Genomic DNA, 24386 nt, shown 5'->3' on the forward strand with positions numbered 1-24386 from the left:
AGCGACGATCTGCTGACCGGCGCCGACGCGGAACGTGCCGCGCTCGGCTACCCGGCCGGCCTGGAGGTCAACCCGAAGCGCCGGATCGACGAACGCGTGCTGTGGCTCGGGGATCGCGAGTGCGACATCATCGACCAGTCGAGCCGGGTGGCCGACTACGTCATCACCTTTGAGGAGACGCTGGAACGCGCGTTAGGCTCGGACGAATCACTGGAGTTGATCCAGCAGATCGCCAAGGAGATGACGTGACCCCCAACGAGCGCACCCCTGAGCGGGACTGGTTCAAGTCGAGCCGCAGCTCCAACAACGCTGCCTGCGTCGAGGTGCGGTTTATGGGCGAGGCTGTGGCCGTACGCGACTCAAAGGACCGCGGCGGGCCGGTCCTGGACTTCACCAGCCAGGCATGGTCGGAGTTCATCGCCTCCCTTCGGGCCGACCGCTGAGCGGTCGGTTGAACGCGAAGACCACGAGGACCCTGCTCTAGCAGCGGGGGAAGGGGGACCTGGCCACCCCGCCACATCACCGCCGGCCGCGTTGGGCAGGACGTTGAACAGGTCCCACGAGATGGCCCAGCGAACCGCCGGGATTCCGTCGGCGGCGGATCACCCCCGCGTGCGCGGGGAGCAGTTGGGCTGGTTCGGCTTGGGCTCTTCGGGGTCGGGGATCACCCCCGCGTGCGCGGGGAGCAGTCTGCGCTTGCAGGATGTGGGCGAGCGCGGTCCCGGGATCACCCCCGCGTGCGCGGGGAGCAGATCGACTCTGCTGCTTTCCGCTCAGGGCAGCAGGGATCACCCCCGCGTGCGCGGGGAGCAGCCCGCCCGGGGAGTCCCGGACGGGGCGTTGTTGGGATCACCCCCGCGTGCGCGGGGAGCAGGGCCCTGGCCGCCGCGACCGCCGAGCTCGACGGCGGATCACCCCCGCGTGCGCGGGGAGCAGTCGCGCGCCCAAAGGCGCGCGCGTGCACACGCGGGATCACCCCCGCGTGCGCGGGGAGCAGCTTAAGGCTGGCTGAGACGTTCGCGGCGGTTGGGGATCACCCCCGCGTGCGCGGGGAGCAGTGTCTCCCGACGCCAGAGTCAGACTGGCGAAAGGGATCACCCCCGCGTGCGCGGGGAGCAGGCGTTGGACAGGACCGCCCTGGACGCCACCGCGGGATCACCCCCGCGTGCGCGGGGAGCAGTACCCGCCAAATCAGAGACCGTGGCGGTGTGGGGGATCACCCCCGCGTGCGCGGGGAGCAGAGGCCCCGGTCGCGCCAGCGCGGATGCTCGTAGGGATCACCCCCGCGTGCGCGGGGAGCAGGACGCAGACACCGGCGTCTGGCTGCGGGCCAGGGGATCACCCCCGCGTGCGCGGGGAGCAGATCTCCTGCTGGCCATTCTTCCGCAGCGCGTAGGGATCACCCCCGCGTGCGCGGGGAGCAGGGTCAGATGGGCCATGGGCAGGCATGGTACACGGGATCACCCCCGCGTGCGCGGGGAGCAGGGAACTCGATCTGCTTGTCAACGCCGAGCTGAAGGATCACCCCCGCGTGCGCGGGGAGCAGCCGTGAAGATGCCGGTGGGCTGGCCGGAGCCGGGGATCACCCCCGCGTGCGCGGGGAGCAGGAACTGACCGAGGTCAGCGACGACACGCCGACGGGATCACCCCCGCGTGCGCGGGGAGCAGACTACATCAAATTTTTTCGCGACGGGAGCATGCGGATCACCCCCGCGTGCGCGGGGAGCAGCTAACAGTTCCTCGGAATCCTACTGGCGCAAGGGGATCACCCCCGCGTGCGCGGGGAGCAGTTGCCGCCGGTCACCCTCATCGCCAACGCCGCGGGATCACCCCCGCGTGCGCGGGGAGCAGAGGATCTCGTCGATGTTGTCGTCGGCGAAATCGGGATCACCCCCGCGTGCGCGGGGAGCAGAGCACACCGAGGCGGTGACCCGATGAGCCAGTGGGGATCACCCCCGCGTGCGCGGGGAGCAGCTCAATGATGCGCATCTCGGGCGTTGCAACCCGGGATCACCCCCGCGTGCGCGGGGAGCAGCAGCTCAGCAACCAGGGTGTCAGTTGTCGGAAAGGATCACCCCCGCGTGCGCGGGGAGCAGCGGCGCGCCCGCTCGTCGCGGACGGTGTTGTCGGGATCACCCCCGCGTGCGCGGGGAGCAGACCCGAGACGAATGGGTGAGGCTACAGCGGATAGGATCACCCCCGCGTGCGCGGGGAGCAGACCCTGCGACAGATCGCCGAGGAGGCCGCGCCGGGATCACCCCCGCGTGCGCGGGGAGCAGACTTCTTGACCTGCGGCGTTAAAGATCAACTCGCCGGTTTTCCTTCACTTGCCGCCTCAAGATCACTCTCCTCGACCGTCGGATGAGGACCGATGCCCGGGGTTCACCCTGGCAGGCATGCCTGTGCAGGCGCAAGAGGACCCGACCCCCGTCAGGGCGTCGATGTGGCTGGGGTGCTGGTCAGAGACCGAGGACGGTCAGGGCGGCCGGGAGGGTGGGTGCGGTGGCGAGGTGGTGTGCCTGGTGGTGGTCTCGGAGCCAGATCTGGTAGGCGCCGGCTGTGTAGTGGGCGGCGACGGACCTGGCTCGGCGGAGAGCGGCGCCGCCGTCGCGGCGGGACCGTGGTCGTAGCCGACGGTCCCACCGGAGCAGACGACGCGCACCGAACGGCTCAGCCGGAGCCGATTCAGGACGGCAACCCGGTCCGGAAAGACGACCCGCCCGCGGTCAGCAGGATCTCGGTCGGCTTCCCGCCCGCTCACCGGCCCGGCGGATGCGCCCCCGACTTCGACACCGGTCGGCCGGACGCGCTCACCGGCGCATCCCAGAACGGGTCGTCGTCGGCCACCCGGGCGCGGGCCCGCCGCGCCTGCCTACTGAGCTGGCGGCGGGCGACGGAGTCGGCCAGGACACGGGCCGGGCGGCGGAGCAGGTACGGCGCGACCAGGAGCACCGCCAGAGCGACCGCGATTCCGAGCAGCACCTGGCTGAGCGTCCCGAGACGGTTGGCCGGTGCCACGGCGGCAGCGTCCACCCCGACCCCCGCGGGCAGCGGCGTGGTGACCGCGGCGACCGGGTCGACGGTGCCGTCCCTGACCGTCGCGAGCACCTGCCGGGTCACCTCGGCGGCGCGTAGTTCGGGATGGGCCGACCGGAGCAGGGCGACCGTGCCGGCCACGAACGCGGCCGCGTACTCGGCACCGCTGCCGGGTCGACCGATGCTCGCCACGCCGACGCCGGGAGCCAGCAGGTCCACCGCGTCGCCCGGGTGGTTTTCGGCCGGCTGCCGGTCCGGCCCGATCGCGCCGACGCGGAGCAGGCCGTCCGCCCGAGCAGCCCCGGCCGACGCGGGCAACACCACGATCACGTCGTGCCCGAGCGCGGCGCTGACCGCGGCCCGCACCGCCGGGTTCTCGGCGTCGACGTCGGCACCGACCAGGATGACCTGGACGCCGGACGCGACGGCGACATCGATGCCGGTCGCCGCGAGGCGAGACGAGAGCCTGCCGGAGCCGGCCTTGACGGGTACGACCCGGGCCCCGGGTGCCACCCCGAAGCTCTCACCCCCGGCGCCGTCGTCACCGGCGACGATGCCGGCCAGCGCGGTTCCGGAGCCGCCGCAGCCGGTGTCGCCACGGCCGGAACCGCGGACCAGGTCGACGCCGACCGCGACCCGGCCGGCGAGTTCGGGAGTCGCGCCGTCCACGCCGGAGCCGACGATCCCGACCTTGACTCCTGACCCGTTCGCCACCGTCCAGGCCCGGCTCGGCGTCAGGAGCGCCTGCCCCCAGAACGCCTCCGGGCCGCCGGGCTGACGCTCGCAGGTCGACGCCGTCGTGCCACTCGCCGGCAGCGGGCCGTGGCGCACCTCGGCGCCGACCGCGTCCCACGGCAGGACGAGGTGCCAGCCCGCGCGCAGCCGGGTCGGGTCCGACAGCCGGCCGCCGTCGGGCTGGACCCGCCCCGAGTTGAGTTCGAAGATCTCGCCGGCCCGGCCCGGGTCGCCCAGGAAGCGGGCCGCGATCTCCCACAGGTTCTCCGGCTTGCCCTGGTAGGAGTCGGCCACCGTGTAATACAACTGGTTCACCGCGCCATCCGCGGGTGGCGCGGCCCGGACGGGGAGCGGCGATCCGACGGTCACCGTGGCCGCCAGCACCGCCGCGAGCACCGCGCCGCGCAGGGTCATCCTCCGCATCGCCCTCACCACTCGGACTTCTCGACGAGGGCCCACTCGTGGTCGTCGTTGGCCTGGCAGGGGGCGAGCGCGAGTCGGGCGTCGCGGCCGCCGTCGCCCCGGCCCGGCACGTCGAGGCACATGTTGGACGCCGTGTTGCGCAGCCAGTAGTACTGGAGGCCCTTGGAGCTCTTCTTCGGCTCCAGCCGGAAGTACTGGTTGTCCCGGTCGAAGCAGCCCGTCTCGTTGAGCCCGGTGCCCGCCGCCACCGCCTCGAGGCCGGGCGGGTCGATGCAGAACTTGTCGTCGATGTTGCGGATCCAGTAGAGCTGGTTGCCGGTTCCGTCGACGGCGCGCGGCTCGAACCACCACTCCTGGTTGTCCTCGATGTTCTTCGCGCACGGGAACTGGTTCACCGGGCCGTCCCGGTCGCCCGCCCCGTGGCCGGGCACGTCGACACACATCTTGGTGACCAGGTTGACGATGAAGTACGGCCCGTAGCGGTCGGCGGAGCGGTCAGCCCCCTTGATCGCGGGCTGGTTGTCCCGGGTCTTGGGCTTCGAGGTCGTCTGCCTCGACTTCGGCGAGGAGGACGAGGGGGAGGTGGTGGGCGGGGTGAGCACCGGTGCCTGCAGCCGGGGGTCCTTGCTGTACTCGGCTTCCGCCCGGGTCACCGCCTCGGCGAGCGCGGTCACCGGGGCCGCCTCGTCACCGCGGGCGAAGGCGGCTAGGGCCGGGCCGTACTGGCCGCCGGCCTGCTTGATCAGCTTGCACATGGTGCGGCCGAGTTCCGGGATCGCCACGGCGGGGTCCCACGGCGACTTGGTGGCGGCCGACGTCGCGTGGGCCGACCATACCGCCGGGGTGAACTGGGCGATGCCCTGCTCGCCGGCGGGCCCGAGCCGGTCCGGGTCGAACCCGGAGGTCACCATGATCTGCGCCGCGACCCGGGCGGGCGGCATGTCGGCACAGATCTTCCCGGCGGCGACGACCGCTTTCACGTACGGGGTGGGCACCGGCACCACGGCGCCAGCGGGCGAGGGCGTGGCGGCGGGTGCCGACGACGTCGGGCCGCTGGCGAACGCCGGCTGGAGGGCGTACCAGCTCGCGTACCGCTCCACGGTGTTGACATAGTCCTGAACGTCGCCGGGAACCCCGCCGGCCATGATCACCTGGCGCATGTCCCGCCGGTACGCCGCCAGCGCGATGCGCCACGGGTCCTCGTCGAGGTGCACGGCCCGCGCCTGCCCGACGAGCCGGCACATCAGCCGCGCGAGGGCGGTGATGGCGGCCCTGCGGTCGGTCGGCTGGGCACCGGGCCACGGCACGTTGTCCTGCCACTGCGCGGGGGTCAGCGCGGCCACCCCGACCGCGCCGTTCTCACGCATCTCGGGGACCGGCTGGTTGCCGAACCCCGACGCGACCATGATCTGGCCGGCGAGCCGGGCCGGGGTGAGCGCGGGGCAGGAGGACGCCGCGCTGACGAGGGTCCGCACGTCCGACGCGGGGATCCGGTCGCCCTCCAGCGGCTCGGCGGCGCTGGCCGCCCGCCGGGCCACCAGGCCGCCGGCACCGCTCAGGATGGCGAGCGCCAGCACGACCCCCAACGCCACCGGACGGGCCGGTCGCGGTCGCGGCACACGGAACCCCTTCCGCTCGGTGGCACTCTGTTTCTCGCCGCGGGTGAGCACGGCCGTGTTCCTTCCGTCAGTTGCCGGAGAGCTGCCCGAGCAGCTCGTCCTCGGTCGGGATGTCCACGTTGTCGGTCCAGCGCAGGGTGCTGACGACCGCGTCGAAGAGCAGGACGATGGCCTGCACCGGCTCGGCGTCGACATCGCCGTCGCTCAGCACGGTGAAGGTCAACACTCCCCAGACGCCGGGCGCGTCCGGCGCCGCCACGTAGTAGTTGACCCGTACGGCCGGCGCCGTGCGCTTGATCGGGCGGCTGTCGACGACCTGGCGGATCCGGACGGCCGGGCAGCCGCCGATCTCCAGTGCCATCCCGTCGGGGCCGGCGTCGGCGAGGAGCGCGTCCAGCACGAGCTTCGGGTCCTGGGGCGAGTCGACGTCCTCGATCACCGACAGCAGGAGCGTGCCGGGCAGTCGCATCCCGTGCATCTCCCGCACCGGCAGCACCACCGCCCGGGCACCCTGCTGTTCGGCCTCGTCGGTCGCCTCGGTGAGTTCCCGACGCAGCATCCGCCGCCACGGTCCGGCCTTGTCCCGGGGCAGCGTGTCCGGCAGGGCGTGCCGGACGATCGCGTCGATGGTTCGTTCGCGGACCCGGCGGAACTCGGGCGTGGTGGGGATGTGTACCCAGCCGTCGGGGATGATGAGCCCGAAATCGATCATCAGGATTCCTGCCTGGCCGCCGGTACGAACCGTAGGGGTGCCAGGTCGCCCCCCGGCTCGGCACCGAACTGGTTGGCGATCATGTGCATCACCGCCTCGACTCCGGGGCCGATCACCGCCAGCTGGTCCACACCGGTGACGCGCGTCGTCAGCAGGACGTCGACGTCACCCGTCGGTGCCTCCAGGCGCAGCGCGGCGGTGACCCGGCCGTGCAGGCCCTCGCCCTCCGACTGGGCCAGCGCGAGCACCCACACGCCGTCACCGTGGTCCGTGGTGACGTACTCGACGTGCGGCTCCCGTACGTCGTCGGGGAAGCCCTCCGCGCCGACCAGGTCCATCAGGTAGGCCGAGTCGCCGGGACGGGCCTCGCGGAACTCGGCCAGGACCAGCAGCGGAAGCCAGCGCGCCTCGTCGCCGAGGAAGCCGGCGCCCCAGATCAGGCGGCAGTTCCGGGGCAGGCTGTCGGCGCGCTCCAGCAGGTCACGCGCCACCGCCGCGCCCATCTCGCCGGTGCTGAATGGGAACTCCTCCGCGGCGTCGGCGGGCCAGGCGGCGCGGGCGGCGGCCACCTTGTCGCCCACCCAGGCGTCCAGCCGCTCCGCCACGGATCCGGCCCAGGCGCTCCGCTCCGCGGCGTCGCTTCCGGCCGCCGGTACCCAGTCCCAGTACCAGGCCACCTCGAGGTCGGTCCTCATCAGACGCCCTCGAGTGCCTCGTGCTGGGTCGCCTGCATACCCGCGATGATCAACCCGGCGCCGAGGTTGAACAGTTGGTTCAGCCCGCCCCACGAGGCGAATATCCACCTCAGACCGCTCGCCGTGTGGCCGAAGAAGTTGCCGAGGGCGGAGATGCCGCTCAGGAAGCCCAGGTCCTTGAAGACGTTCGTGCCGAAGAGCTGACTGAACCAGCTCTTCCCCACGTCGAAGAAGCCGGGCCGGGGCGCGCCGATCGCCGGCGGCCGGCTGAGGTCGAACAGCTCGATGACCTGCCCGCCCGGCCGGAAGTCCGGGTTGATCTTGAGGTGGGGGAACGTCTTCAGGAGTTTGGTGAACGCGTTGATCTGCTTGCCGAAGGCACCGAAGGCCGCACCCAGTCCGGCGAAGCCGAGTCCGACGGCGTCGAGTACGACGCTGAGCACGCTGCCGTCACCGCCGGCCAGCAACACACTGTCGGCTATCAGCAGGACGGCCCCGGCGACGGCGCCGGCTATCGCGAGGACGTTCAGCCCGGGAATCAGGAAGGCCAGCGCGGTCAGGACCATGGCGATGATCCCGAATGCCTCGCTGATCTTCTTGAAGACGGCCATGACCCGCCAGTTGATCTTGTCGGTCAGCCCGTCGTCGTACCTCTTGCAGTTCACCGCGTCGCCGAACCGCTTGCCGGCCACGTCCAAGGCGTCCAGCGCGCGCGTCAGCCGGTTCTTCGCCGCGGTGATCTGCGCGTTCGCGGCGTCCTGCGCCCGCCGTTTGTCGTCGCCCTTCTGCTCCTCCTCCGGCGGGATCGTGCCGTCCGGGCCCGGCTGCGGGTCCGGCATGGCGTTCGCCCGGGTCAGGGAGGCGTTGCCCTCCTCCTCGTCCCGGGTGGCCGCGTTCACCTCGTCGATCGCGTGCGCCAGCTCCGGCTCGTACTTCTTGATCTCGGTGGCGACGTCCCGATAGCGCACCGCGGCCTTGCTGAGCTTGTCCTTGAGGTCCTCGGCGTCCTTCTTGAGCGGCACGACCCACTGACCCCGCAGGCCCTCCTCGCCAGCGTCGACGATCTTCTGAAGCCTGGTCACCGCGTCGTCGATGGTCGCCGAGATGTGCTCGTAGCGCTTCCGCGCGGCCTCGATCTGGGTCAGGTCGGCGGCCCTGAGGGTGGCGAGCCGGTCGTCGCTCACTTCTTCTCCTCGAGGCTGTCCAGCATCTGCCGCTCCGCTTCGCTCCAGGCCTGGTCAGCGCCCTCCACCGACTCACGGAACTTCTTCATCGACTCGACCATCTTGTCGCGGCTGCCGGTCCAGTTGTCGGCGAAGTCGCCCATCGACAGGTTCGCGTTGAGCTGGCCCCAGTGGCCCTTGTACTCGTTCTGGAAATCCAGCGCACCCTCGAACTGGCTGATCAGCTCGCTGAGGTCACGGGCCAGGTCGGCCAGGTCCTTGACCACGATGTCGGCCATCACACCACCGCCTTCACTGTCGTTGTTCGTCGCCGGCCAGCAGCGGGATCTGCACGGTCTGCAGGGTGCCGTCGCCCAGGTGCACCCGGGCGACGCCGGGCACCACCCGCTCGGCCAGGTGGGCCCGGGACAGCCGGACGCCGACCAGATCCCCGGCGCTCAGGGTCGGCGGGGAGAGCAGCGCGCCGCGCCGGTTCTTCTTGATCTCCACCTGCCAGCCGGTGAAACCCATCGCCACCGAGGAGACCTCGCCGGCGATGACGACGGCCCGCCGCCGCCCGGACGCGCCCCGGACCAACTGGCGCAGCCAGTCCCGGCACGGTACGTCGCGCCACGCCTCGGCGTCGTCGATCAGCAGCGCGACCGGGCCGTCCCCGGGATCGACCAGGGCCGCGAACTCCTCCTCGGTCGGGTTCTCCCCGGTGACGAACCCCCGCACCCCGGTACGGCCCGTGAGGTCGCTCAGCGGTGTCCGCCCCGGGGCGCCGATGACCAGCTCGGTACCGGAGCGGAGCAGCGACTCCGCCATCACGCGCAGCGCGGTGCTGCGGCCGGACCGGGACGGCCCGGCGATCAGGAAGGTCGGCTGGTCGCCGAGCAGATCCATGCCGATCGGCTCCAGCTCGTCGCCCCCGACGCCGAGCAACGCCCAGCCGGGTCGCGGCGTGCCGACGGACGCCCAGGCCTGGTCGAAGGTCAACTGGCTGGGCATCGCGGCGATCGTGCTGGGGCGCTGCTTCCGGGGGACGCCCGCCTCGCGCTCGGTCAGCCGGGCCGCCACGGTGTGCATCGCGGCGACCTGTGCCGGACCGCTCGGGTCCGCGGCCAGCAGGGCGACCTGCACCTCGACCGCGCTGATCGCCCGGTAGCCACGGCCGGGCGGCAGGTTCTCCGGGATCTTCCGAGGGTTCAGCCCGGCCATGCTGGCGTCGGCGCGGTCCGAGAGCCGCAGCACCAGTTTCTCCTCGCAGAGGGAACTGATCCGGCCACTGAGCAGGCTGTGGTCGCCCGCGACGATCACATGGACGCCGGCGCTGGCACCCTCCCGCATCAGGACGTACAGGATGTCGGTCAGCGCCCCGCCGTCGTGCTCGCTGAGGGTTCCCATGAACCCCTCCCAGCGGTCGAGCAGCAGCAGGATGTGCGGCAGTCGCTCGTCGACGGGGGCGGCCGCCCGCTGCTCGGTCAGGTCGGCGAACCCGCCCTCGCCGAGCACCTTCTGGCGGCGCTGCACCTCGTCGCGTAGGCGGTGCAGCAGGCGGCTGGCGCGCTCCACGTCGGTGCGCTGCACGACCGCGCCGCAGTGCGGAAAGCGGGTGAGCGGCAGCAGGGCGCCGTTGCCGCAGTCCAGCCCGTACAGGTGGAGGTCGGCGACGCTCGCCGCGCAGGCCGCCGCGGTGGCGATCGTCCGCAGCGCCTGCGACCGACCCGACCGGGGGGCGCCGACGATGTGCAGGTGCCCGAAGGTGGCCAGGTCGATCGTCAGCGGCACCTGCTGCTGCGTTTTCGGCAGGTCCTGCGTCCCCCAGGCGAACGACGGCTCGCCCCGGCCGTGCCGAACCGGTTCGTCGGGCAGGTCGACCACCGACACGGTCGGCAACGGCGGCAGCCAGGGCCGGCGCTGCGCGGGCAGGCCCAGCATGTCGCTGGCCTGGCGGATCGCCGACACCAGCACCGACAGGTCCGTCGCCTCGTCGGTCTCGGCGGCGCTCCGGGGCCGCTGCGGCACCGGCCGACCCAGGTCGAGCCAGCCCACCGGGTGCAGGAACGGCGTGGCGACGGCACTGGACCGGTTCCGCTGCGGCCGACGGCCGCCGACCCGGCCGGTCTGGAACGGGATGAGCGAGCTGTGCCCGAGCCGGGCGTACGCCCGTCCCGGGGTCGCGGCCGAGATGCTCGCCGCGTCCCGGGCGTCGATGACGTCGGCGCTCTCCCCGGCGTCGGTCACCCGCAATGCCACCCGCAGGTTGGTGTTGGCGCGGATCTCCGCGTTCACCACCCCGTTGGGACGCTGGGTGGCCAGGATCAGGTGGATGCCGAGCGAGCGGCCCCGCTGGGCGATGTTGACCAGACCGGTGACGAAGTCCGGCAGTTCCCGGACCATCGAGGCGAACTCGTCGATGATGATCAGCAGCCTCGGAATCGGCTCCGGCACCGGGCGCCGGGTGGCGTAGTCGAGGTAGTCCTCGAGATCCTTCGCGCCGACCGCGGCGAGCAGGTGCTCCCGGTGCGTCAGCTCGGCGCTGAGCGAGGTGAGGGCACGCTCCACCAGGAACGTGTCGAGGTCGGTGACCATGCCGACGGTGTGCGGCAGGTCGACGCAGTCCTTGAACGCGGCGCCGCCCTTGTAGTCCACGAGCACGAAGTTCATCGCGTCGGGGCGGTTCGCCACCGCGAGCGACGCCACCAACGTCTGCAGGAACTCCGACTTGCCCGCACCGGTGGTGCCCGCGACCAGGCCGTGCGGCCCGTGCTGCACCAGGTCCAGCGCGAACGGGCCGTCCAGGCTGTACCCGACCAGCGCCCGGGTGCTGCGGGGCGAGGAGGTCCACCGGGCGCTGATCGCGGCCGGCGTCGGGTCCTCCAGGCCCAGCACCTCCAGCAGGCGCGCGGAGGTCGGCAGTGCGGCGTCGCTGTGGGTGTCGCTGACGTCGCGCACCGGTGCGAGCCGCCGCGCCACCGTCGGGAACCAGTCGTCGATGACCTCGTCGGCCTGGATGTTCTCGATCGTCTCGGCGCGCTGCTGACGCAGGGTGGTCGGCAACCCGTCGCCGCCGAGGACCACGGTCGTGCACTCCTCCGGGAGGGTGCGCTCGTCACTGTCGACGCAGATGAAGTAGACGCCGACGGCCGGGCCGCCCAGCAGGATGGAGACCACGCCGGGCAGGGCACGCAGCCGCCGGGCGCCGTCCAGCACGACGACCACGTCGGGGTCGCTCGTCACCACGCCGGAGCCGGCGTTCAGCCGGGCCTGCCGCCGGGCTTCGATCAGTTCGATCAGCTCGGCGATCCGGCGGGCGATCGTCTCGGCGTCCGTGCCGAGCAGCGTCAGGGTCTGCTGCCCCAGCAGCGGGCGGGTGTGCGGCAGCCAGGCGGCCCACTCCCACAGCGCGCCGCCGCCCGGGTCGGTGAGCACATAGATCTGCAGGTCCCGGGGGCTCTGTGCGACGGCGAGCTGTCCGACCATCCAGCGGGCCAGGCGGCGTGGCCACTCGCCCCGCCCGGCGACCCCGACCACGCCCGCCTGGACGATGGAGAAGGCGACCGGTACGTCGTACAGGCGCCGCTCGGTGCGCCGGATCTGGTCGGCCACCTCCACCTTGATCCGGCTGGGCAGATCCGCGATACCGACCCGGACCACGAGATGGTCGGGGTCGGTACGGCGGCGCTCCCACAACCGGGCACGCGGACCGGTCGCCACGATCAGCAGCTCGGCCGGGTCCGGGGTGGCGACCCGGCGGTCGTGGCGCTCCAGGACGATCGCCTCGGCGATGTCCTCCTCGATCGCGGCCACCCGCGCCCGGTGCTCGGCGAGCCGGCTGCGGTGGCTGCGGCTGCCCTGCCGGCGGCTGGACCACCAGTTGGCGACCACCATCACCGGCGACATCGCCGCGAACATCAGGTAGATCGGGTTGCGCAGGACGAGGGCCATGATGCCGCCGAACGCGGCCGGCAGCGCGGCGGCCAGCCAGGGCAGGGCGTTCGGCGTCGGCGCCTTCGGCTCGGCCGGAATCTTGAACGTGTCCGGGCGGACCGGCGGCAACAACCGCGGCGGACGGTTGTAGTCGAGGTACTCGCTCTCCGCCGAGGGCTCGATCACCGCGTCTGGGCAGCGGACCGGGTGCGCCTCCAGCGCGGTGCCACCCACGATCAACTGCGCGGTCTCCCGCCAGACCACCTCGCCGGTGCCGAGTTCCTCCCGGTCCAGCAGCAGGCCACCGTCGACGGCCCGGACGTGGACCTCGGCGTCGAAGGTGACCCGGACGACGGCGGCCACCGCGGGCACGTCGTCGGCCAGCCGGACGGCGCAGGTGGCGGCCGAGCCGATCCGGTGCTCGCCCGGGCCGAGGGACCAGATCCGACCGGCGCCGGCCCGGGTCACGGCCCGGATGGTGACCAGGCCCCGCGTCTCGTACGGCGCCGGACCCGGCCCGCCGACCCAGAGCACCGAGCCCTCGTGCACACCACTGGCGGACAGCGGGAGGTCGAGGTCGAGCGGGCGGTCGTCGAGGTAGACCGGTCCGGCGAGCCGGCCGTGCGCGGCGGGATCGAGGCTGTCCAGCAGGTTCTTGACGATGTCCCGCAGCGGGGTGGCGGGATCGGCGTCCACGACCACGTCGGCCGACCACGCCTGCGGCGACGCCAGGGTGATCAGCATACGCACGGCGTACCTCTTCGCATGTCCACGTGCCCGGCGAGCCGGCTCCACCCGGTCGGTGAGCCGGCTCAGGGTTTTCGCGAGTCGGCGAACCCCTTACTTGTTCAGCGAGCCGGCGAGCTGGCTGTCCATTTCCCGCAGCGCGTCGACCGCCTTGTCGAGCCACTCGGAGAGCAGGGAGAGGTTTTCCATGAGCTCGTTCGCGGCGTTCACGAACTCGGTGTGGACCTCCTCGAACCTGCCGGACGCCTGGTCGGTGACGAACCCGGAGGTGGTGAGGTTGTCGACAATGGACTTGCACTCGGTCAGCCGCGCGTCGATCTCGTTCTTGTTGTTGCGCATCCGGGTCGCGCTGTCCGACATCTCCGAATAGGTGATGTTGAGATTCGCCATCGGATCGTCCCTCCACGTGGTGCGAGCCGCGCTGCACGCCCGGCCCGGCGGTTGGCAACGCGGACAAACCTAAGAACGGTTTCCAACTCCGGTCCAGATCGACGACCGCGACCGTGGGCCCTAGGGCCCACGGTCCTCGTTGACAGTCGGCACCAGGTCCGCTGACGATCTCGGGTGGCCGCTGGCGGGGTGTGTCGAAGGGTGGACGATGAGCTACGAGCGGTCCGGCGCGTGGACCGTGGACTACGCGTTACGCGTCCTCGCCACCGGATGCGCCGTGTCGCGCCGGCCCGTCCCGGAGGTCGGAGCCCTGGTCCTGGGCCCGGAGTCGGTCCTGTTGCGGCTGACCACCCCCGAGGAGGCACCGCCGCCGGGCTGGACGGTGGAGGACGACGGCCGCGCCTGGCGGTCGTCTCTCGCCTGGGTGCGGGGGGCGGAGGTTGACGAGCGGATCCCGGCGCCGTACCCGATGCTCGTCTCGGTCGGGGTGATCGACAGCGGCCGGTTGCTGCTCAACCTCGTCGCCGCGGAGGGCCTGGTCGGCGTCGAGGGAGACCCCGAACTCGCCCGGAACCTGGTCCGGGCGTGGGCGCGCCGGCTTGCCGCCAGTCCCTGGGCGGCCGGGATACGCGTGGTGCGGGTCGGCTTCCCGCCGGACAATGACGCCGCGGGGTGGGATGTGGCCCGGCTGGCGGGGACGCCCGTCCTGGACAATCCGGCGGGCGGGGTCGTGTTCTTCGCCGACCCGCCGCTGGGATACGACGTTCATCTGGTCAACCAGCTGCTCGGCGACCCGGCGCGGCGCTGGTCGGTGGTGGCGGTCGGCGTGCCGGACCCGACCTGGCGGTTCGTCGTGGGGGTGGACGGCACCGTCGACACCGGACTGCTGGCGGAGCCGGTACATATGCGCCTGTGACGGGCCGTATGAAGCGTTTGTGAAGGGTCCGCGGGACCGGCCGTACCAGACTCACGGCTATGATCACGGATCCTGCCCCGCCGGGTGCCACCGGCGGCCGGATACGTATTGCGATCTCCAGCCCCGAGATCATCGCCCACATCCGGCACGAGTTCGCCAGCAAGGGCCTGGATGTGCGGATCGACGGTCTGCCCGCGGTCGACGTGGTCGTGACACCGGGTGCCGGCGCCGCGCCCGCCACCGGTGCCCTCGCCGACGTTCTCAGTGGACTCGCCGGCCCGCGCAGCCGGAACCGGGATCCGGCCACCGCCCGATACCGCCTGGCGCTGGTCCCCCACCACCGCCCGACCCGCGCGGCCGGACGACTACCGGGTCATGCCGCCGACCCGCCGCGGTCGGACCGGCGCCGCCCCCTGTCCCCCCGCGAGGCCCAGGTGATGGACGGGATCAGCCGCGGGATGCGGAACGCGGACATCGCCGCCATGCTGCGCGTCGAGCTGAAGACCGTGAAGAACCACGTGAACCGCATCTTCGGCAAGCTGGGCGCCCGCAACCGGGTGGAGGCGGTGCTGATCTGGCAGCGCTACCGGGCCGCTTCCGCCCGGTGATCGCCGCCGCCGTCGAGTGACCGCCTCCGTGAAGCGATCGCCGCCGCCGTCTAGTGATCGTGCCCCGCGCCGGCGTAGTCGACCAGACCCGCCAGAAAGGCGCTCACCTCGGCCGCCTCCTCGGCGTCCAGCTCCTCGAAGCGGGCGAGAGCCCGACGGGCGAGGGCGACCGCCTGTGCGTCGCCCGCCCGCACCCGCGCCAACCCGAACAGGGCCAGCCCCTCGTGGTAGCGGTCACCGGCGTCCTCGCTGATCCGTAGCGCCTCACCGAACGTCGCCTCGGCCGCCTCCTGCTGCCCCAGGCCGTGCCGGGCCAGGCCAAGGTTGATCAGGAGGTTCGCCTCGAGGATCTGGCTGCGGGACCGACGGGCGTACTCCAGCCCCGGCAGCCCGTGGCGCATCGCCTCCGCCCACCGCCCGGTCTCGGCGGCGAGCTCGCAGACGGTGTCGTACGCCGAGGCCAGGTAGTAGTCGCGCCCCTCCCGGCGCGCGAGCTCCAGCGCCTCCATGGCCGGCGCGCGGGCCGCGTCGTACTCCTTGGCCTCACGCAACGTGGACGCCAGGTTGGCGAGCAGGCTGATCCGGTGCTGCCAGTCCTCCGGCTCGACGAGCAGCTCCAACCCGCGATGGAGCTGGGCGACCGCGGTGTCGTTCCGGCCCAGGCGGGAGTAGGCGACGCTGGAGTGGTTCAGCAGGACGGCCTGGGCCACCCGGCTGCCCAGGCTCTCGGCGGCGCGCATCGCCACCTGCAGCAGGTCCAACCACTCCAGCGGCCGTGCCGCGACATAGAAGTAGTGGAACAACAGATAGGTGAGGTGTATCGCCGGCCCGTGCTGCCCGTCCCGGGCGGCCCGGCGGACCACCGCGGTGATGTTCTGCCACTCGGTGCCGCACCAGCGCACGTAGTCGCGCTGCCCGTCGAAGCGGACCGGGGGTACGTCGCTGTGCGGCGGCTCGAACGGCAGGTCCCGGCCGACCTTGTCGTCTCCGATCCGGGAGAGCGTCACGCGGTACCAGGAGAGGACCCGGGACAGGGCGTCCCGCCGCTCGCCGGGCGGGAGCTCGGCCGAGAGCTCCGCGGCGTACGCCCGGACGAGATCGTGCATGGTGAACCGGTTGCCGTCCTGCTCCAGCAGGCAGAGCGCGCACAGCCGGTCCAGCAGCACCGCGGCCCGCTCCAGCCCGACCCCGAACAGCGCCGCCGCGGTGTGCCGGGTCACGCTCGGCCCGGGGAAGAGCCCGAGGAGCCGGAACGCCCGGGACGCGTCCTGGTCGAGCGCCGCGAAGGACCAGGACAGGACACCGCGTACGGAGCAGAGCGCGTCGTCGGCCAGTTGCAGCTCGTCCAGCCGATGCTGGATGTTCTCGAGCTGCGCGACGAGATCACCGATGCCGACGCCCACGGTCGACACCACCTTCTCGGCGGCGATCTGCAACGCCAGCGGCGACCGGTCACACAGCGTGGTGAGCCGGCGGGCGGAGGACAGCTCGGCCCGTACCCGGTCCTCGCCGATCAACGTGGTGAGCAGCCGCAACGATTCCTCGTCGGTCAGCGCCCCGAGCGTGATCCGACGGGCGCCGTGCCGGACGGCCAGCCCGGAGAGGCGGCTACGGCTGGTCACGATGACGAAGCAACTGCTGCCACCGGGCAGCAGGTCCTCGACCTGTTCGCTGGACGCGGCGTTGTCGATAATCAGCAGCACCCGCTTGTCGGCCAGCATGCTGCGCCACAGCGCCGCCCGCTCCGCGCGACCGGTCGGAATGTTCCGGGCGCCGACGGAGGTCAGCAGGTGGTGCAGGGCGGCCTCGGGGGTCAGCGCGGTGTGCGACGGGTCGAACCCGCGCAGATTGATGTAGAGCTGCCCGTCGGGGTATCCGTCGCGCAGCAGGTGCCCGGCGTGTACGGCGAGCGTGCTCTTCCCGATCCCACCGGCCCCCACGATCATGACGATCCGCCGGCGCGGCGTCGCCCCACCGCCCGAGCTCTCCACCAGGGCGAGCAGTTCGGCGGCCCGCCCGACGAAGGCGTCGGTGTCGTGCGGCAACTGGGCCGGCCGGAGGACCCCGGCGGCCGGCCGGGAGCGGTGGCGGCTGTCGTCGGCGAGGATCGCGGCGTGGCGGTCCCGGGTCTCCGGCGACGGGCTGATGCCCAGCTCGGCGGCGAGCCCTCGGCGCAGGTCCTCGTACTGGGCCAGGGCGTCGGCGGTACGTCCGGCGCGGTGCAGCGCGGTCATCAGCGTGCCGCGTAGCCGCTCGTCGAAGGGATGGGCCGGAACCTCGGCGAGCAGCCGGCCGATCACCTCCGGAAGCATGTCGGTACGGGCCCGTTCGGCGTGCTCGATGAGCAGGTGCAACCGCAGTCCGGCCAGCCGGACCCGGGCCTGCGCGACGAACGGCCCGGGTACGCCGGCGAACGGCGTACCGGCCGGCCACAGCCGGAGCGCCTGCTCGTACGCGTCGAGGGTGCCGCGAACCCGCGCCCGTTCGGCCAGGTCCTCGGCCACGGCGACGTCGAACACCTCCCGCTCCAGCCGGAGGCGGTAGCCGGCCCGGCTGCTGACCAGCCGCTCCTGTGCCGGCCCCAGGACGCGGCGCAGTCCGGAGAGATAGGTGTGCAGACTTCCGGCGGCGGTGGCGGGCGCCGACTCGCCCCAGACCCGGTCGATGAGTTGGCCCCGGGATACGGTCTCGCCGGCGCACAGGGCCAGGATGGCGAAGACCGCGCGTTGCTTGGGCGGCCCGAGTTCGATTTCGTTGTCGCCGACGAATGCGCGGAGGGTGCCCAGGCCCTCGACCCGCAACGGGCCATTGACCGTACTCGCTGCCACCAGTGCACTCCTCGCGGTTACACGCGGGCCGGCCTCGTCCTCGGGTCCGTCACGCCGGCGCTGGATGGACAGTGCGGCGCTAACGATAGCGCAGCGGACACTATGGACATCCGCTCTTCCCACCGCGTGACTGTCGGGCCGGCCACGATGTCGCGCGGTTCTCACGGTGGTGCCGCGTGCCCGGAATGCCTCGACCCGGCATTGTCCTTTGCCATCCCGCGCCGGGCCCGCCTGGCGACGGATGACTGGCGAAACGAGGGGTGCCGGCATCCCGCCACGTCGTGTCATCCTGACCGGATGCGTGTAACCGCGATCTATACGTACCCGGTGAAGGGTTGCCACCGGATGGAGCGCGAGACGGCCCGGGTCGAGCCGTGGGGGCTCGACGGCGACCGGCGGTGGCTGATCGTGGACGAGCACGGGATCGGCCTGACCCAGCGCCAGCACCGAAACCTGGTGACGCTCCGGGCGGTGTCCCGGCCGGGCGGGCTGACCCTGGACGCGCCGGGGCTGGCCCCGCTCGACCTGGCCGAGCCGACCACGGGCGAGGAGATCCAGGTCCGGGTGTTTCGGGGCCGGCCACCCTCGCCGGTACGCGCCGCCGGCCCCGAGGCGGACCGCTGGCTCACCCGGCTGCTGGGGCGCCCCGTTCGGCTGGTCTGGCTCGGCGACCCCGCCCGCAACCTCGTGCCCTGGTCGGTGCCGGACGGCTCCGGCGCCGAGGTGAGTTTCGCGGACGGTACTCCGCTGTTGCTGGCCACCACCGCGTCGCTGGACGCGCTCAACGGCTGGCTGCGGGAGTCGGGCAGTCCCGAGGGGCCGCTGCCGATGAGCCGGTTCCGCCCCAACCTGGTGGTCAGCGGGGTCGCGCCGTGGGCCGAGGGTGAATGGGTCGGCCGGCGCATCAGGATCGGCGGGGCGGTGTTCCACGGTGCCGCCGAATGCGGCCGCTGTCTGGTCTCGACGATCGACCAGGAGACCGGAGAGCGCGGGCGAGAGCCGCTGTGGATGCTCGCCGCACGGCGGAACATCGGGCGCAAGCTCCTCTTCGGCCTCCAGATGACGGTACGGTCCGAGCCGGGCGCGCCGTCGGCCGAGCCTCGTACGGTCAGCGTCGGTGACGCCGTGGAGGTGCTGGACTGACCGGTTGCACACCGTGCCCGGCTCACTCGCGGCCAACGTCGGCGCTGGCCACGCATCCCGCCCAACCGGCCGTGGGCGGATCGCGCTCAGGTCACCAGCCCTCGGCGGTAGGCGTAGATCACCGCCTGCACGCGGTCCCGCAGATCGAGCTTGGTGAGGATGCGCGACACGTACGTCTTGATGGTCTCCTGGCTGAGCACCAACGTCGCGGCGATCTCACTGTTGGACAGCCCGTTGGCGATGAGCCGCAGCACCTCCAGCTCCCGGGGAGTCAACGCCACGTCCGCCGGCTCGCGTTCGGCCGGGCGGATCCGCGCCGCGTACCGGCCGACGAGTTGCCGGGTCACCTCGGGTGCCAGCAGCGCGGCACCGGTCGCGACGGTCCGGATACCGTGCAGTAGCTGCGCCGGTGGGGCGTCCTTGAGCAGGAACCCGCTGGCCCCGGCGCGCAGCGCGTCATAGACGTACTCGTCCAGGTTGAACGTCGTCACCACGAGCACCTTGACCGGGTCGGCCACCCCGACACCGGCCAGCAGTCGGGTCGCCTCGATGCCGTTGAGCACCGGCATCCGTACGTCCATCACCACCACGTCGGGGCGCAGCCGGCCGGCGAGGTCCACCGCGGTCCGGCCGTCCCCGCACTCGCCCACCACTTCCATGTCCGGCTGGGCGTCGATGATCGTCGTGAACCCGGTGCGAATCAACGCCTGGTCGTCGCAGACCAGCACCCGGATCGGCGCGGTCATGACGGGCTCCCGGTGGGGATGCGGGCCCGCACCACGAAGCTGCCGTCCGGCTGCCGGCCCGCGCTGAACTCACCGCCGAGCACGCGGACCCGTTCCCGGAGCCCGGCGAGCCCGCGCCCACTGCCGCCAGGCGATCCACCGGACGTGCCGGGACCGTCGGTGCTGACCTCCACTGTGGTCTCCTGGTTGCCGTGGCGCACGTACACGACGGTACGACTGCCGTGCGCGTACTTGAGTGCGTTTGTCAGCGCCTCCTGCACGACCCGGTAGGCGACGGCCTCGGCGGTGCCGGTCACGTCCGCCGACCGGCCCTCCTCGGTGAACTCGACCGGCTGCCCGGCCCGCCGGGTCTGCTCCACCAGCGCGGACAGCTCGCCGATGCTCGGCGTACGCGGCTCGGCGCCATGATCCGGGTTGAGCACGTCGAGCAGGTGTCGAAGGTCCGTGATGGCCCGCCGCCCGGTCTCGGTGATGGCGGTCAGGGTCTGTTCGAGGCGTTCCGGCGCGGCGGTCAGGTAGCGCGCCGACTCGGCCTGCACCACCATCGCCGTCACGTGGTGGGTCACCACGTCGTGGAGCTCGCGGGCGATCCGGGTGCGTTCGGCGACCCGGGTGGCCTCGGCGACCCGCTGCCGGCGTTCCGCCTCGGCGGCGCGGGTCTGCCGCAGCCAGGCCCCGATGCCCCAGGCGAGGGTCAGCGCCAGATAGAACATGACGTACCCGGTCAGCCCCTCGGCCGCCCCACGCCGCTCCAGCGCGACAGCCAGGGGCACGTATGCCGCGGTGGCGAGCAGCATGGTGACCCGCCGGTGGCGCTCCAGGTGGGCGCCGGCGCTCAGCAGCGCGATGGGCAGTGCGGTGCCCGCGACCATGTGGTAGCCCCGGAGCTGGTCGATCGCGAAGCCGAGCGACACCAGGGCGAGGCAACCGGCCGGCCACCGTCGGCGTACGGCCAACGGAAGCGCCTGCAGGGCGGCTACCCCGACGGCCAGTGCGTCCAGCGGGCGGTCCGGCAGGTTGCCGAGCCGGGTCCCCCAGTTCTGCAGGGCCGGCATCAGCGACATGACGGCGAGCAACAGCGCGAGCGGGAGATCCCGGACCGTGACGTTCCACCGCCGCCACCGGTCCGGGGCACTCCGGAGATCGATCACCGGGAGACTGTAGCGGTCGAGCCGGCGGCCGGCTCACCGGCCGATCCGACGGGCGATCCAGCGGTGGCCCGGCGGCGGCGACACGGGACGAGGTGACCGCGGCGGTGGGCCAGCCACATGAACACCAGGGTCAGCACCAGGCCGGCGCCCACCGCGTACGGGCTTCCCTCCGGACCGAAGTCGCCGCCGGTGATCAGGGCCGGGCCGGACATCGTGGCGTCCAACAGCCCGGCCGACTCACCGTTGCCGGAGACCACCGTGCTGAAGATGCCACCGGCGGCGAAGTTCCAGCCGAAGTGCAGTCCGATCGGCACCCACAGGTTGCGGGTGGCGGCGTAGCAGGCGGCGAGCATGAAGCCGGCCTCGATCGCGATCGCGGTCGCGCCCCACAGCGTGGCGTCCGGATTGACGAGGTGCACCAGACCGAACACCACGCCGGTCAGCAGCAACGCGAGCCAGGTCCCGGTGCGTTCCTCGACGATGCGGAACAACACGCCGCGAAAGAGCAGTTCCTCGGTCACGGCGGCGGCGGCCATGAACCCGAGCAGGGCCACCGCGCCGGGCACCGAGCCGAGGCCGTTGATCTCGTAGTAGCCGAGGAAGACGAGGTTGACGATGACCGCCACGAACATCCCGACACCGATCACCGTGCCCCGGATGAGCCGGCCGGCGGCGCCGGCGCGGGCGACCTCCGTGACGGGACGGCGCTCGGTACGCCGCACCACCCACGCGTAGCCGAGGATCGCGAGCACCGCCGTCCCGACGCCGATGGCCAGGGTGAGCCAGGGGTTGCCCCGTACCACACCGACAACCTGGCCGCCCACGAAGGCGATCGCCGCAACGACCAGGAGCTGCTTCAACAGACGCATGGTGACTCCTTCAACGCGATCGCGGCCGGTCCGCCGCGCCTGCGCTGAACGCTATGGACTCGCCGGCCGCAAATCGTCACCACGCGGTGGACACTGTGGGTAGCTCGCCCGGGGGACAAGCACCCGTCGACGGCGACGCGCCGGCCCCAGCGTCGGTGCCGGTCGTCGGTGTTGACGCACGGTCACGTCCGCGCGGACCGGCGCGTCAGTCCAACACCCGCACGGTGTCCCCGCCACTGACCGTACGAGCAGCGGGGGAAATCCGGCCGGCTCCCGGAGCCGAACCCGGACAGCCGGCCGAGAGAAGCACCCGCGGCGGGGAGATCGTCAACGCGATCCGGTACGTGATGCGGTCCGGGTGCCCGTGGCGGTACCTGCCGGGACCTGTCCATCCCGGTAGACGGTGTACTGGTACGTCACCCCGGTGCGAGAAAGCCGGGGGTGACGCGGAGACTGCCGGCCACACGCCGGGTCAAGGCCCGGGTGTGCGGCAGGGCCGCCGGCCGGAGCCATCGGCGATGGATCACCGACTCCCCGACGGTCAAGGCGCGGACACCGTCGGCCGGGACAGCCCGGGGCTACGACGCGGGCAAGACGATCAACGGCCGAAAGCGGTTCATCATCACCGACACTCTGGGCCTGCTGGTCACCGGGAGCGTGCTCGCCGCATCCTGGCAGAACCGCGACGACGAACGCCACCCCGCCGTCTCCGAAGCCCTCATCCGCTGGGCCGCCATCGCCGGCATGACACGCCGCATCACCCGCCAGCGGCCACCCAACAACGGCGTCACATGTCCCTGTCGAAACGGTCGGCTCGGATAGGACCATGGGGAGGTGTAGGCCCAACCATAAGCTGGACATGGTTGGCGCCGGTCGGCTTCGGCGCCGGATCGCTGATACCCAACTGGGCGAGAAATTCCTTCCGCTGATCGCCACTCAACAATCCGTTGACGAGCGCAGCAGCGACCGTCCGCCAATCTCCGGTCAGCACGGCATGGAGAATCCGTCCGGTCTGCGCTCGCCGTCTCGCCGCCGAGCGGTCCTGCTCAGATACGAACCACAGGCCCCGAGGGTCACCGAGCGCCGTCTGCATCGCATAGTCCTGCGCCGCCAACTCCCGCAACACTCGACCGACGGGCAGACTGTCGATCACCACTGGCCGATCCCAGTCGTCTTCCGCCACGGCACGTAGCGCATCAACCACTTCCGGGTAAGAATTCAAACCGTCGTCGACGACCATCCGCCGGGCCAGGCCCAAGACCGAATCAACCAGTCGCTGCTCATCCACCGCGTCGATGGCAGCCCGCACCGCAGGCAACGGTTCTGTCGGCCAGGGATCCGCCAACAACGGCAGCACCAGGCCAGCCGATGGCAACGAGTCGAACGCACGGTCATCCAGCGGAAATCCGCAGATTGCAGCCGCCCACCGCAGGGCCGTATCGGGGGCCGCACATCCACATCACCGTCGGCCTGAAGGAAAACAGCGCCACCGCCCACACCAGCCACCTGCTGGACGCCACCGTGCAGTTCCTCACCGAGATGCTCATCATCGAGATCACCTCGCCGACGATGCACCGCCTACCGAACCCCGACCTGTACGACGTACCACAACTGCACTTCAGCCAGCCCTCTGCGTCGTCTTCGACCGCGGCGACGACTTCTACACCGCCCTCACCGACGCCTGCCACACCCACACCATCAAGCAGGATCACTTCCCCGTCCTCATCGCTGGCCTCAGCACGGCCGGCCACCGGCTAACAGCCTGATCCGACAAGTGATGATGCTCATCCGGCTGTGACCAGTCGGTCGAAGAAGTTGCCGGACTCCTTAGGCGTCTCGCCGTGTAGGCGGCTCAACTTCGCCGCGCAGCACGGCAAGAATGGCCGCGAACGAGGTGGTCAGGCTGTCCAACACGGCTTTCCCTTTGCCGGCGGTGGCCAAAGACGGCTGGCCGATGACGCCGCTGTCGGTGTAGCCACGCATACCCAGGACCAACAAGTCCGGGCGTTCCGTGATGTGGTCAGCACGCCGATAGCCGTTTCGGACGAGTTCGGGACACAGGTGCAGCAGCAGGGAGGTTTCAATCTCCCCGGCGTGCATGTCGTCGTGGCTGCTGCTGGCCAGCCCGGCCTGCTGACGGGCAGTCTCCCAGTCCTGCCGACGCGGATACAGGGCCATCCGCCGCCCGTCGACGTTGGCTTCCTGCACGATGTTGGACAACACGTAGTTCCCGCCGTGACCATTGACTACAACCAGGCGGTCGACACCAGACCGGCGCAGCGACTCCGCCACGTCGCTGATGATGCTGATCAGGGTGGACGAGCGGATACTCACGGACCCCGGCCAGCCAGCATGTTCCTGCGAGCAGCTGATCGTCACGGGAGGCAGGAGCATCAAGTCGTAGGTGGTGGCAACGGCCTTCGCGATCGCGCAGGCGACGATCGTGTCCGTCAGCAGGGGCAGATGATCGCCATGTTGCTCGAAACTACCCACCGGCAACACCGCGACGTCCGCAGCGCGACTGGCCTCCTCCGTCGTCGTAGCGGTAGTGACCAAATCCATGATCATAGTCTGGCCGCCGACGCAACGAGGGAAAAGGCATTCCTGAATCCGACCACCTCGGTAGATGCCGTCTTGTCCGAGATGCGGGCTTTCAACTGGCCCAGAGTACG

General features: G+C 71.7%; 20 protein-coding genes, 1 pseudogene and 1 CRISPR repeat array. Of the genes and pseudogenes, 7 read left to right on the forward strand and 14 right to left on the reverse strand.

The window, feature by feature from the left end:
• On the forward strand, positions 1 to 249 hold a 249-nt coding region (locus EF879_RS27100; protein WP_199736079.1), incomplete at its 5' end, for a hypothetical protein.
• A complete protein-coding gene (locus EF879_RS00010; protein WP_123553464.1) occupies positions 246 to 443 on the forward strand; it encodes a DUF397 domain-containing protein in 198 nt (65 codons plus the stop codon). The genes EF879_RS27100 and EF879_RS00010, both read left to right, overlap by 4 nt.
• 155 nt (positions 444 to 598) lie before the next feature.
• Positions 599 to 2279: direct repeats of the CRISPR family, unit length 29 nt; unit sequence GGGATCACCCCCGCGTGCGCGGGGAGCAG.
• Between the two features lie 478 nt (positions 2280 to 2757).
• On the opposite strand, the gene EF879_RS00020 is transcribed toward EF879_RS00010, so the two are convergent.
• The 8 genes from EF879_RS00020 to EF879_RS00055 all read right to left on the reverse strand — a co-directional run bounded on the left by EF879_RS00020 (position 2758) and on the right by EF879_RS00055 (position 13453).
• Positions 2758 to 4194, reverse strand: coding sequence for a S8 family serine peptidase (locus EF879_RS00020; RefSeq protein ID WP_148086315.1), 1437 nt, complete (start codon positions 4192 to 4194; stop codon positions 2758 to 2760).
• Between the two features lie 5 nt (positions 4195 to 4199).
• Positions 4200 to 5813, reverse strand: a complete 1614-nt coding sequence (locus EF879_RS00025) for an RICIN domain-containing protein (RefSeq protein WP_148086316.1) — start codon at positions 5811 to 5813, stop codon at positions 4200 to 4202.
• 67 nt (positions 5814 to 5880) lie between these two features.
• Entirely contained in the window at positions 5881 to 6525 is a 645-nt protein-coding gene (locus EF879_RS00030) for a hypothetical protein (protein ID WP_123553472.1), read from the reverse strand.
• A complete protein-coding gene (locus tag EF879_RS00035; RefSeq protein WP_123553474.1) occupies positions 6525 to 7220 on the reverse strand; it encodes a hypothetical protein in 696 nt (231 codons plus the stop codon). The genes EF879_RS00030 and EF879_RS00035 overlap by 1 nt, the downstream gene beginning before the upstream one ends.
• On the reverse strand, positions 7220 to 8404 hold the full coding sequence (locus tag EF879_RS00040) for a hypothetical protein (RefSeq protein ID WP_123553475.1): 1185 nt from the start codon (positions 8402 to 8404) through the stop codon (positions 7220 to 7222). Before EF879_RS00040 ends, EF879_RS00035 begins: the two co-directional genes overlap by 1 nt.
• Positions 8401 to 8682: a hypothetical protein gene (locus EF879_RS00045; protein WP_123553478.1), complete on the reverse strand. Its 282-nt coding sequence runs from the start codon at positions 8680 to 8682 to the stop codon at positions 8401 to 8403. The genes EF879_RS00040 and EF879_RS00045 overlap by 4 nt, the downstream gene beginning before the upstream one ends.
• A gap of 13 nt (positions 8683 to 8695) precedes the next feature.
• Positions 8696 to 13060 carry an FtsK/SpoIIIE domain-containing protein gene (locus EF879_RS00050; RefSeq protein ID WP_233604123.1) on the reverse strand — a complete coding sequence of 1455 codons (4365 nt, stop codon included), beginning with the start codon at positions 13058 to 13060 and terminating at the stop codon, positions 8696 to 8698.
• 96 nt (positions 13061 to 13156) lie between these two features.
• The gene (locus tag EF879_RS00055) at positions 13157 to 13453 is read right to left on the reverse strand and encodes a WXG100 family type VII secretion target (protein ID WP_123553482.1); all 297 of its coding nucleotides are present in this window, start codon (positions 13451 to 13453) and stop codon (positions 13157 to 13159) included.
• A 208-nt stretch (positions 13454 to 13661) separates the two neighbouring features.
• Between EF879_RS00055 and EF879_RS00060 the strand changes: the two genes are divergently transcribed.
• Positions 13662 to 14369 (forward strand): hypothetical protein, encoded by a 708-nt coding sequence (locus EF879_RS00060; RefSeq protein WP_123553484.1) that lies wholly within the window; start codon positions 13662 to 13664, stop codon positions 14367 to 14369.
• A gap of 59 nt (positions 14370 to 14428) precedes the next feature.
• Positions 14429 to 14977 (forward strand): response regulator transcription factor, encoded by a 549-nt coding sequence (locus EF879_RS00065; protein WP_123553486.1) that lies wholly within the window; start codon positions 14429 to 14431, stop codon positions 14975 to 14977.
• 50 nt (positions 14978 to 15027) lie between these two features.
• On the opposite strand, the gene EF879_RS00070 is transcribed toward EF879_RS00065, so the two are convergent.
• The gene (locus EF879_RS00070) at positions 15028 to 17805 is read right to left on the reverse strand and encodes a BTAD domain-containing putative transcriptional regulator (protein ID WP_158624077.1); all 2778 of its coding nucleotides are present in this window, start codon (positions 17803 to 17805) and stop codon (positions 15028 to 15030) included.
• A gap of 297 nt (positions 17806 to 18102) precedes the next feature.
• On the opposite strand from EF879_RS00070, the gene EF879_RS00075 reads away from it, so the two are divergent.
• Positions 18103 to 18948, forward strand: coding sequence for an MOSC domain-containing protein (locus EF879_RS00075; RefSeq protein WP_123553490.1), 846 nt, complete (start codon positions 18103 to 18105; stop codon positions 18946 to 18948).
• 86 nt (positions 18949 to 19034) lie between these two features.
• On the opposite strand, the gene EF879_RS00080 is transcribed toward EF879_RS00075, so the two are convergent.
• The 3 genes from EF879_RS00080 to EF879_RS00090 are packed head-to-tail and all read right to left on the reverse strand — an operon-like array spanning position 19035 to position 21714.
• Positions 19035 to 19694: a response regulator transcription factor gene (locus EF879_RS00080; protein WP_123553492.1), complete on the reverse strand. Its 660-nt coding sequence runs from the start codon at positions 19692 to 19694 to the stop codon at positions 19035 to 19037.
• A complete protein-coding gene (locus EF879_RS00085) occupies positions 19691 to 20845 on the reverse strand; it encodes a sensor histidine kinase (protein WP_123553493.1) in 1155 nt (384 codons plus the stop codon). Before EF879_RS00085 ends, EF879_RS00080 begins: the two co-directional genes overlap by 4 nt.
• Complete coding sequence (locus EF879_RS00090) at positions 20842 to 21714, reverse strand: CPBP family intramembrane glutamic endopeptidase (protein ID WP_123553495.1); 873 nt, start codon at positions 21712 to 21714, stop codon at positions 20842 to 20844. Before EF879_RS00090 ends, EF879_RS00085 begins: the two co-directional genes overlap by 4 nt.
• A 483-nt stretch (positions 21715 to 22197) precedes the next feature.
• Between EF879_RS00090 and EF879_RS28685 the strand changes: the two genes are divergently transcribed.
• Entirely contained in the window at positions 22198 to 22536 is a 339-nt protein-coding gene (locus tag EF879_RS28685) for a transposase (protein WP_370375443.1), read from the forward strand.
• Here EF879_RS28685 and EF879_RS26895 read toward each other — a convergent pair.
• A complete protein-coding gene (locus tag EF879_RS26895; RefSeq protein ID WP_148086318.1) occupies positions 22502 to 23071 on the reverse strand; it encodes a hypothetical protein in 570 nt (189 codons plus the stop codon). The genes EF879_RS28685 and EF879_RS26895 overlap by 35 nt on opposite strands.
• 89 nt (positions 23072 to 23160) lie before the next feature.
• Here EF879_RS26895 and EF879_RS27840 point away from each other — a divergent pair.
• Positions 23161 to 23334 (forward strand): annotated as a pseudogene (locus EF879_RS27840) (DUF296 domain-containing protein); the annotation flags it as partial.
• Positions 23335 to 23541: 207 nt separating this feature from the next.
• On the opposite strand, the gene EF879_RS00110 reads toward EF879_RS27840, so the two are convergent.
• Positions 23542 to 24276 carry a creatininase family protein gene (locus tag EF879_RS00110; RefSeq protein WP_123555113.1) on the reverse strand — a complete coding sequence of 245 codons (735 nt, stop codon included), beginning with the start codon at positions 24274 to 24276 and terminating at the stop codon, positions 23542 to 23544.
• Positions 24277 to 24386 lie beyond the last annotated feature (110 nt).

The sequence above is a fragment of the Micromonospora sp. HM5-17 genome, from assembly GCF_003762835.1.
In the GTDB taxonomy this organism is placed as follows: domain Bacteria; phylum Actinomycetota; class Actinomycetes; order Mycobacteriales; family Micromonosporaceae; genus Plantactinospora.

Coding starts and splice junctions, on each gene's coding strand:
- EF879_RS00020 (WP_148086315.1), bottom strand. CDS start 4,194: ATGCGGAGGATGACCCTGCGCGGCGCGGTGCTCGCGGCGGTGCTGGCG.
- EF879_RS00030 (WP_123553472.1), bottom strand. CDS start 6,525: ATGATCGATTTCGGGCTCATCATCCCCGACGGCTGGGTACACATCCCC.
- EF879_RS00035 (WP_123553474.1), bottom strand. CDS start 7,220: ATGAGGACCGACCTCGAGGTGGCCTGGTACTGGGACTGGGTACCGGCG.
- EF879_RS00045 (WP_123553478.1), bottom strand. CDS start 8,682: ATGGCCGACATCGTGGTCAAGGACCTGGCCGACCTGGCCCGTGACCTC.
- EF879_RS00050 (WP_233604123.1), bottom strand. CDS start 13,060: ATGCTGATCACCCTGGCGTCGCCGCAGGCGTGGTCGGCCGACGTGGTC.
- EF879_RS00055 (WP_123553482.1), bottom strand. CDS start 13,453: ATGGCGAATCTCAACATCACCTATTCGGAGATGTCGGACAGCGCGACC.
- EF879_RS00060 (WP_123553484.1), top strand. CDS start 13,662: ATGAGCTACGAGCGGTCCGGCGCGTGGACCGTGGACTACGCGTTACGC.
- EF879_RS00065 (WP_123553486.1), top strand. CDS start 14,429: ATGATCACGGATCCTGCCCCGCCGGGTGCCACCGGCGGCCGGATACGT.
- EF879_RS00075 (WP_123553490.1), top strand. CDS start 18,103: ATGCGTGTAACCGCGATCTATACGTACCCGGTGAAGGGTTGCCACCGG.
- EF879_RS00080 (WP_123553492.1), bottom strand. CDS start 19,694: ATGACCGCGCCGATCCGGGTGCTGGTCTGCGACGACCAGGCGTTGATT.
- EF879_RS00090 (WP_123553495.1), bottom strand. CDS start 21,714: ATGCGTCTGTTGAAGCAGCTCCTGGTCGTTGCGGCGATCGCCTTCGTG.
- EF879_RS00110 (WP_123555113.1), bottom strand. CDS start 24,276: ATGGATTTGGTCACTACCGCTACGACGACGGAGGAGGCCAGTCGCGCT.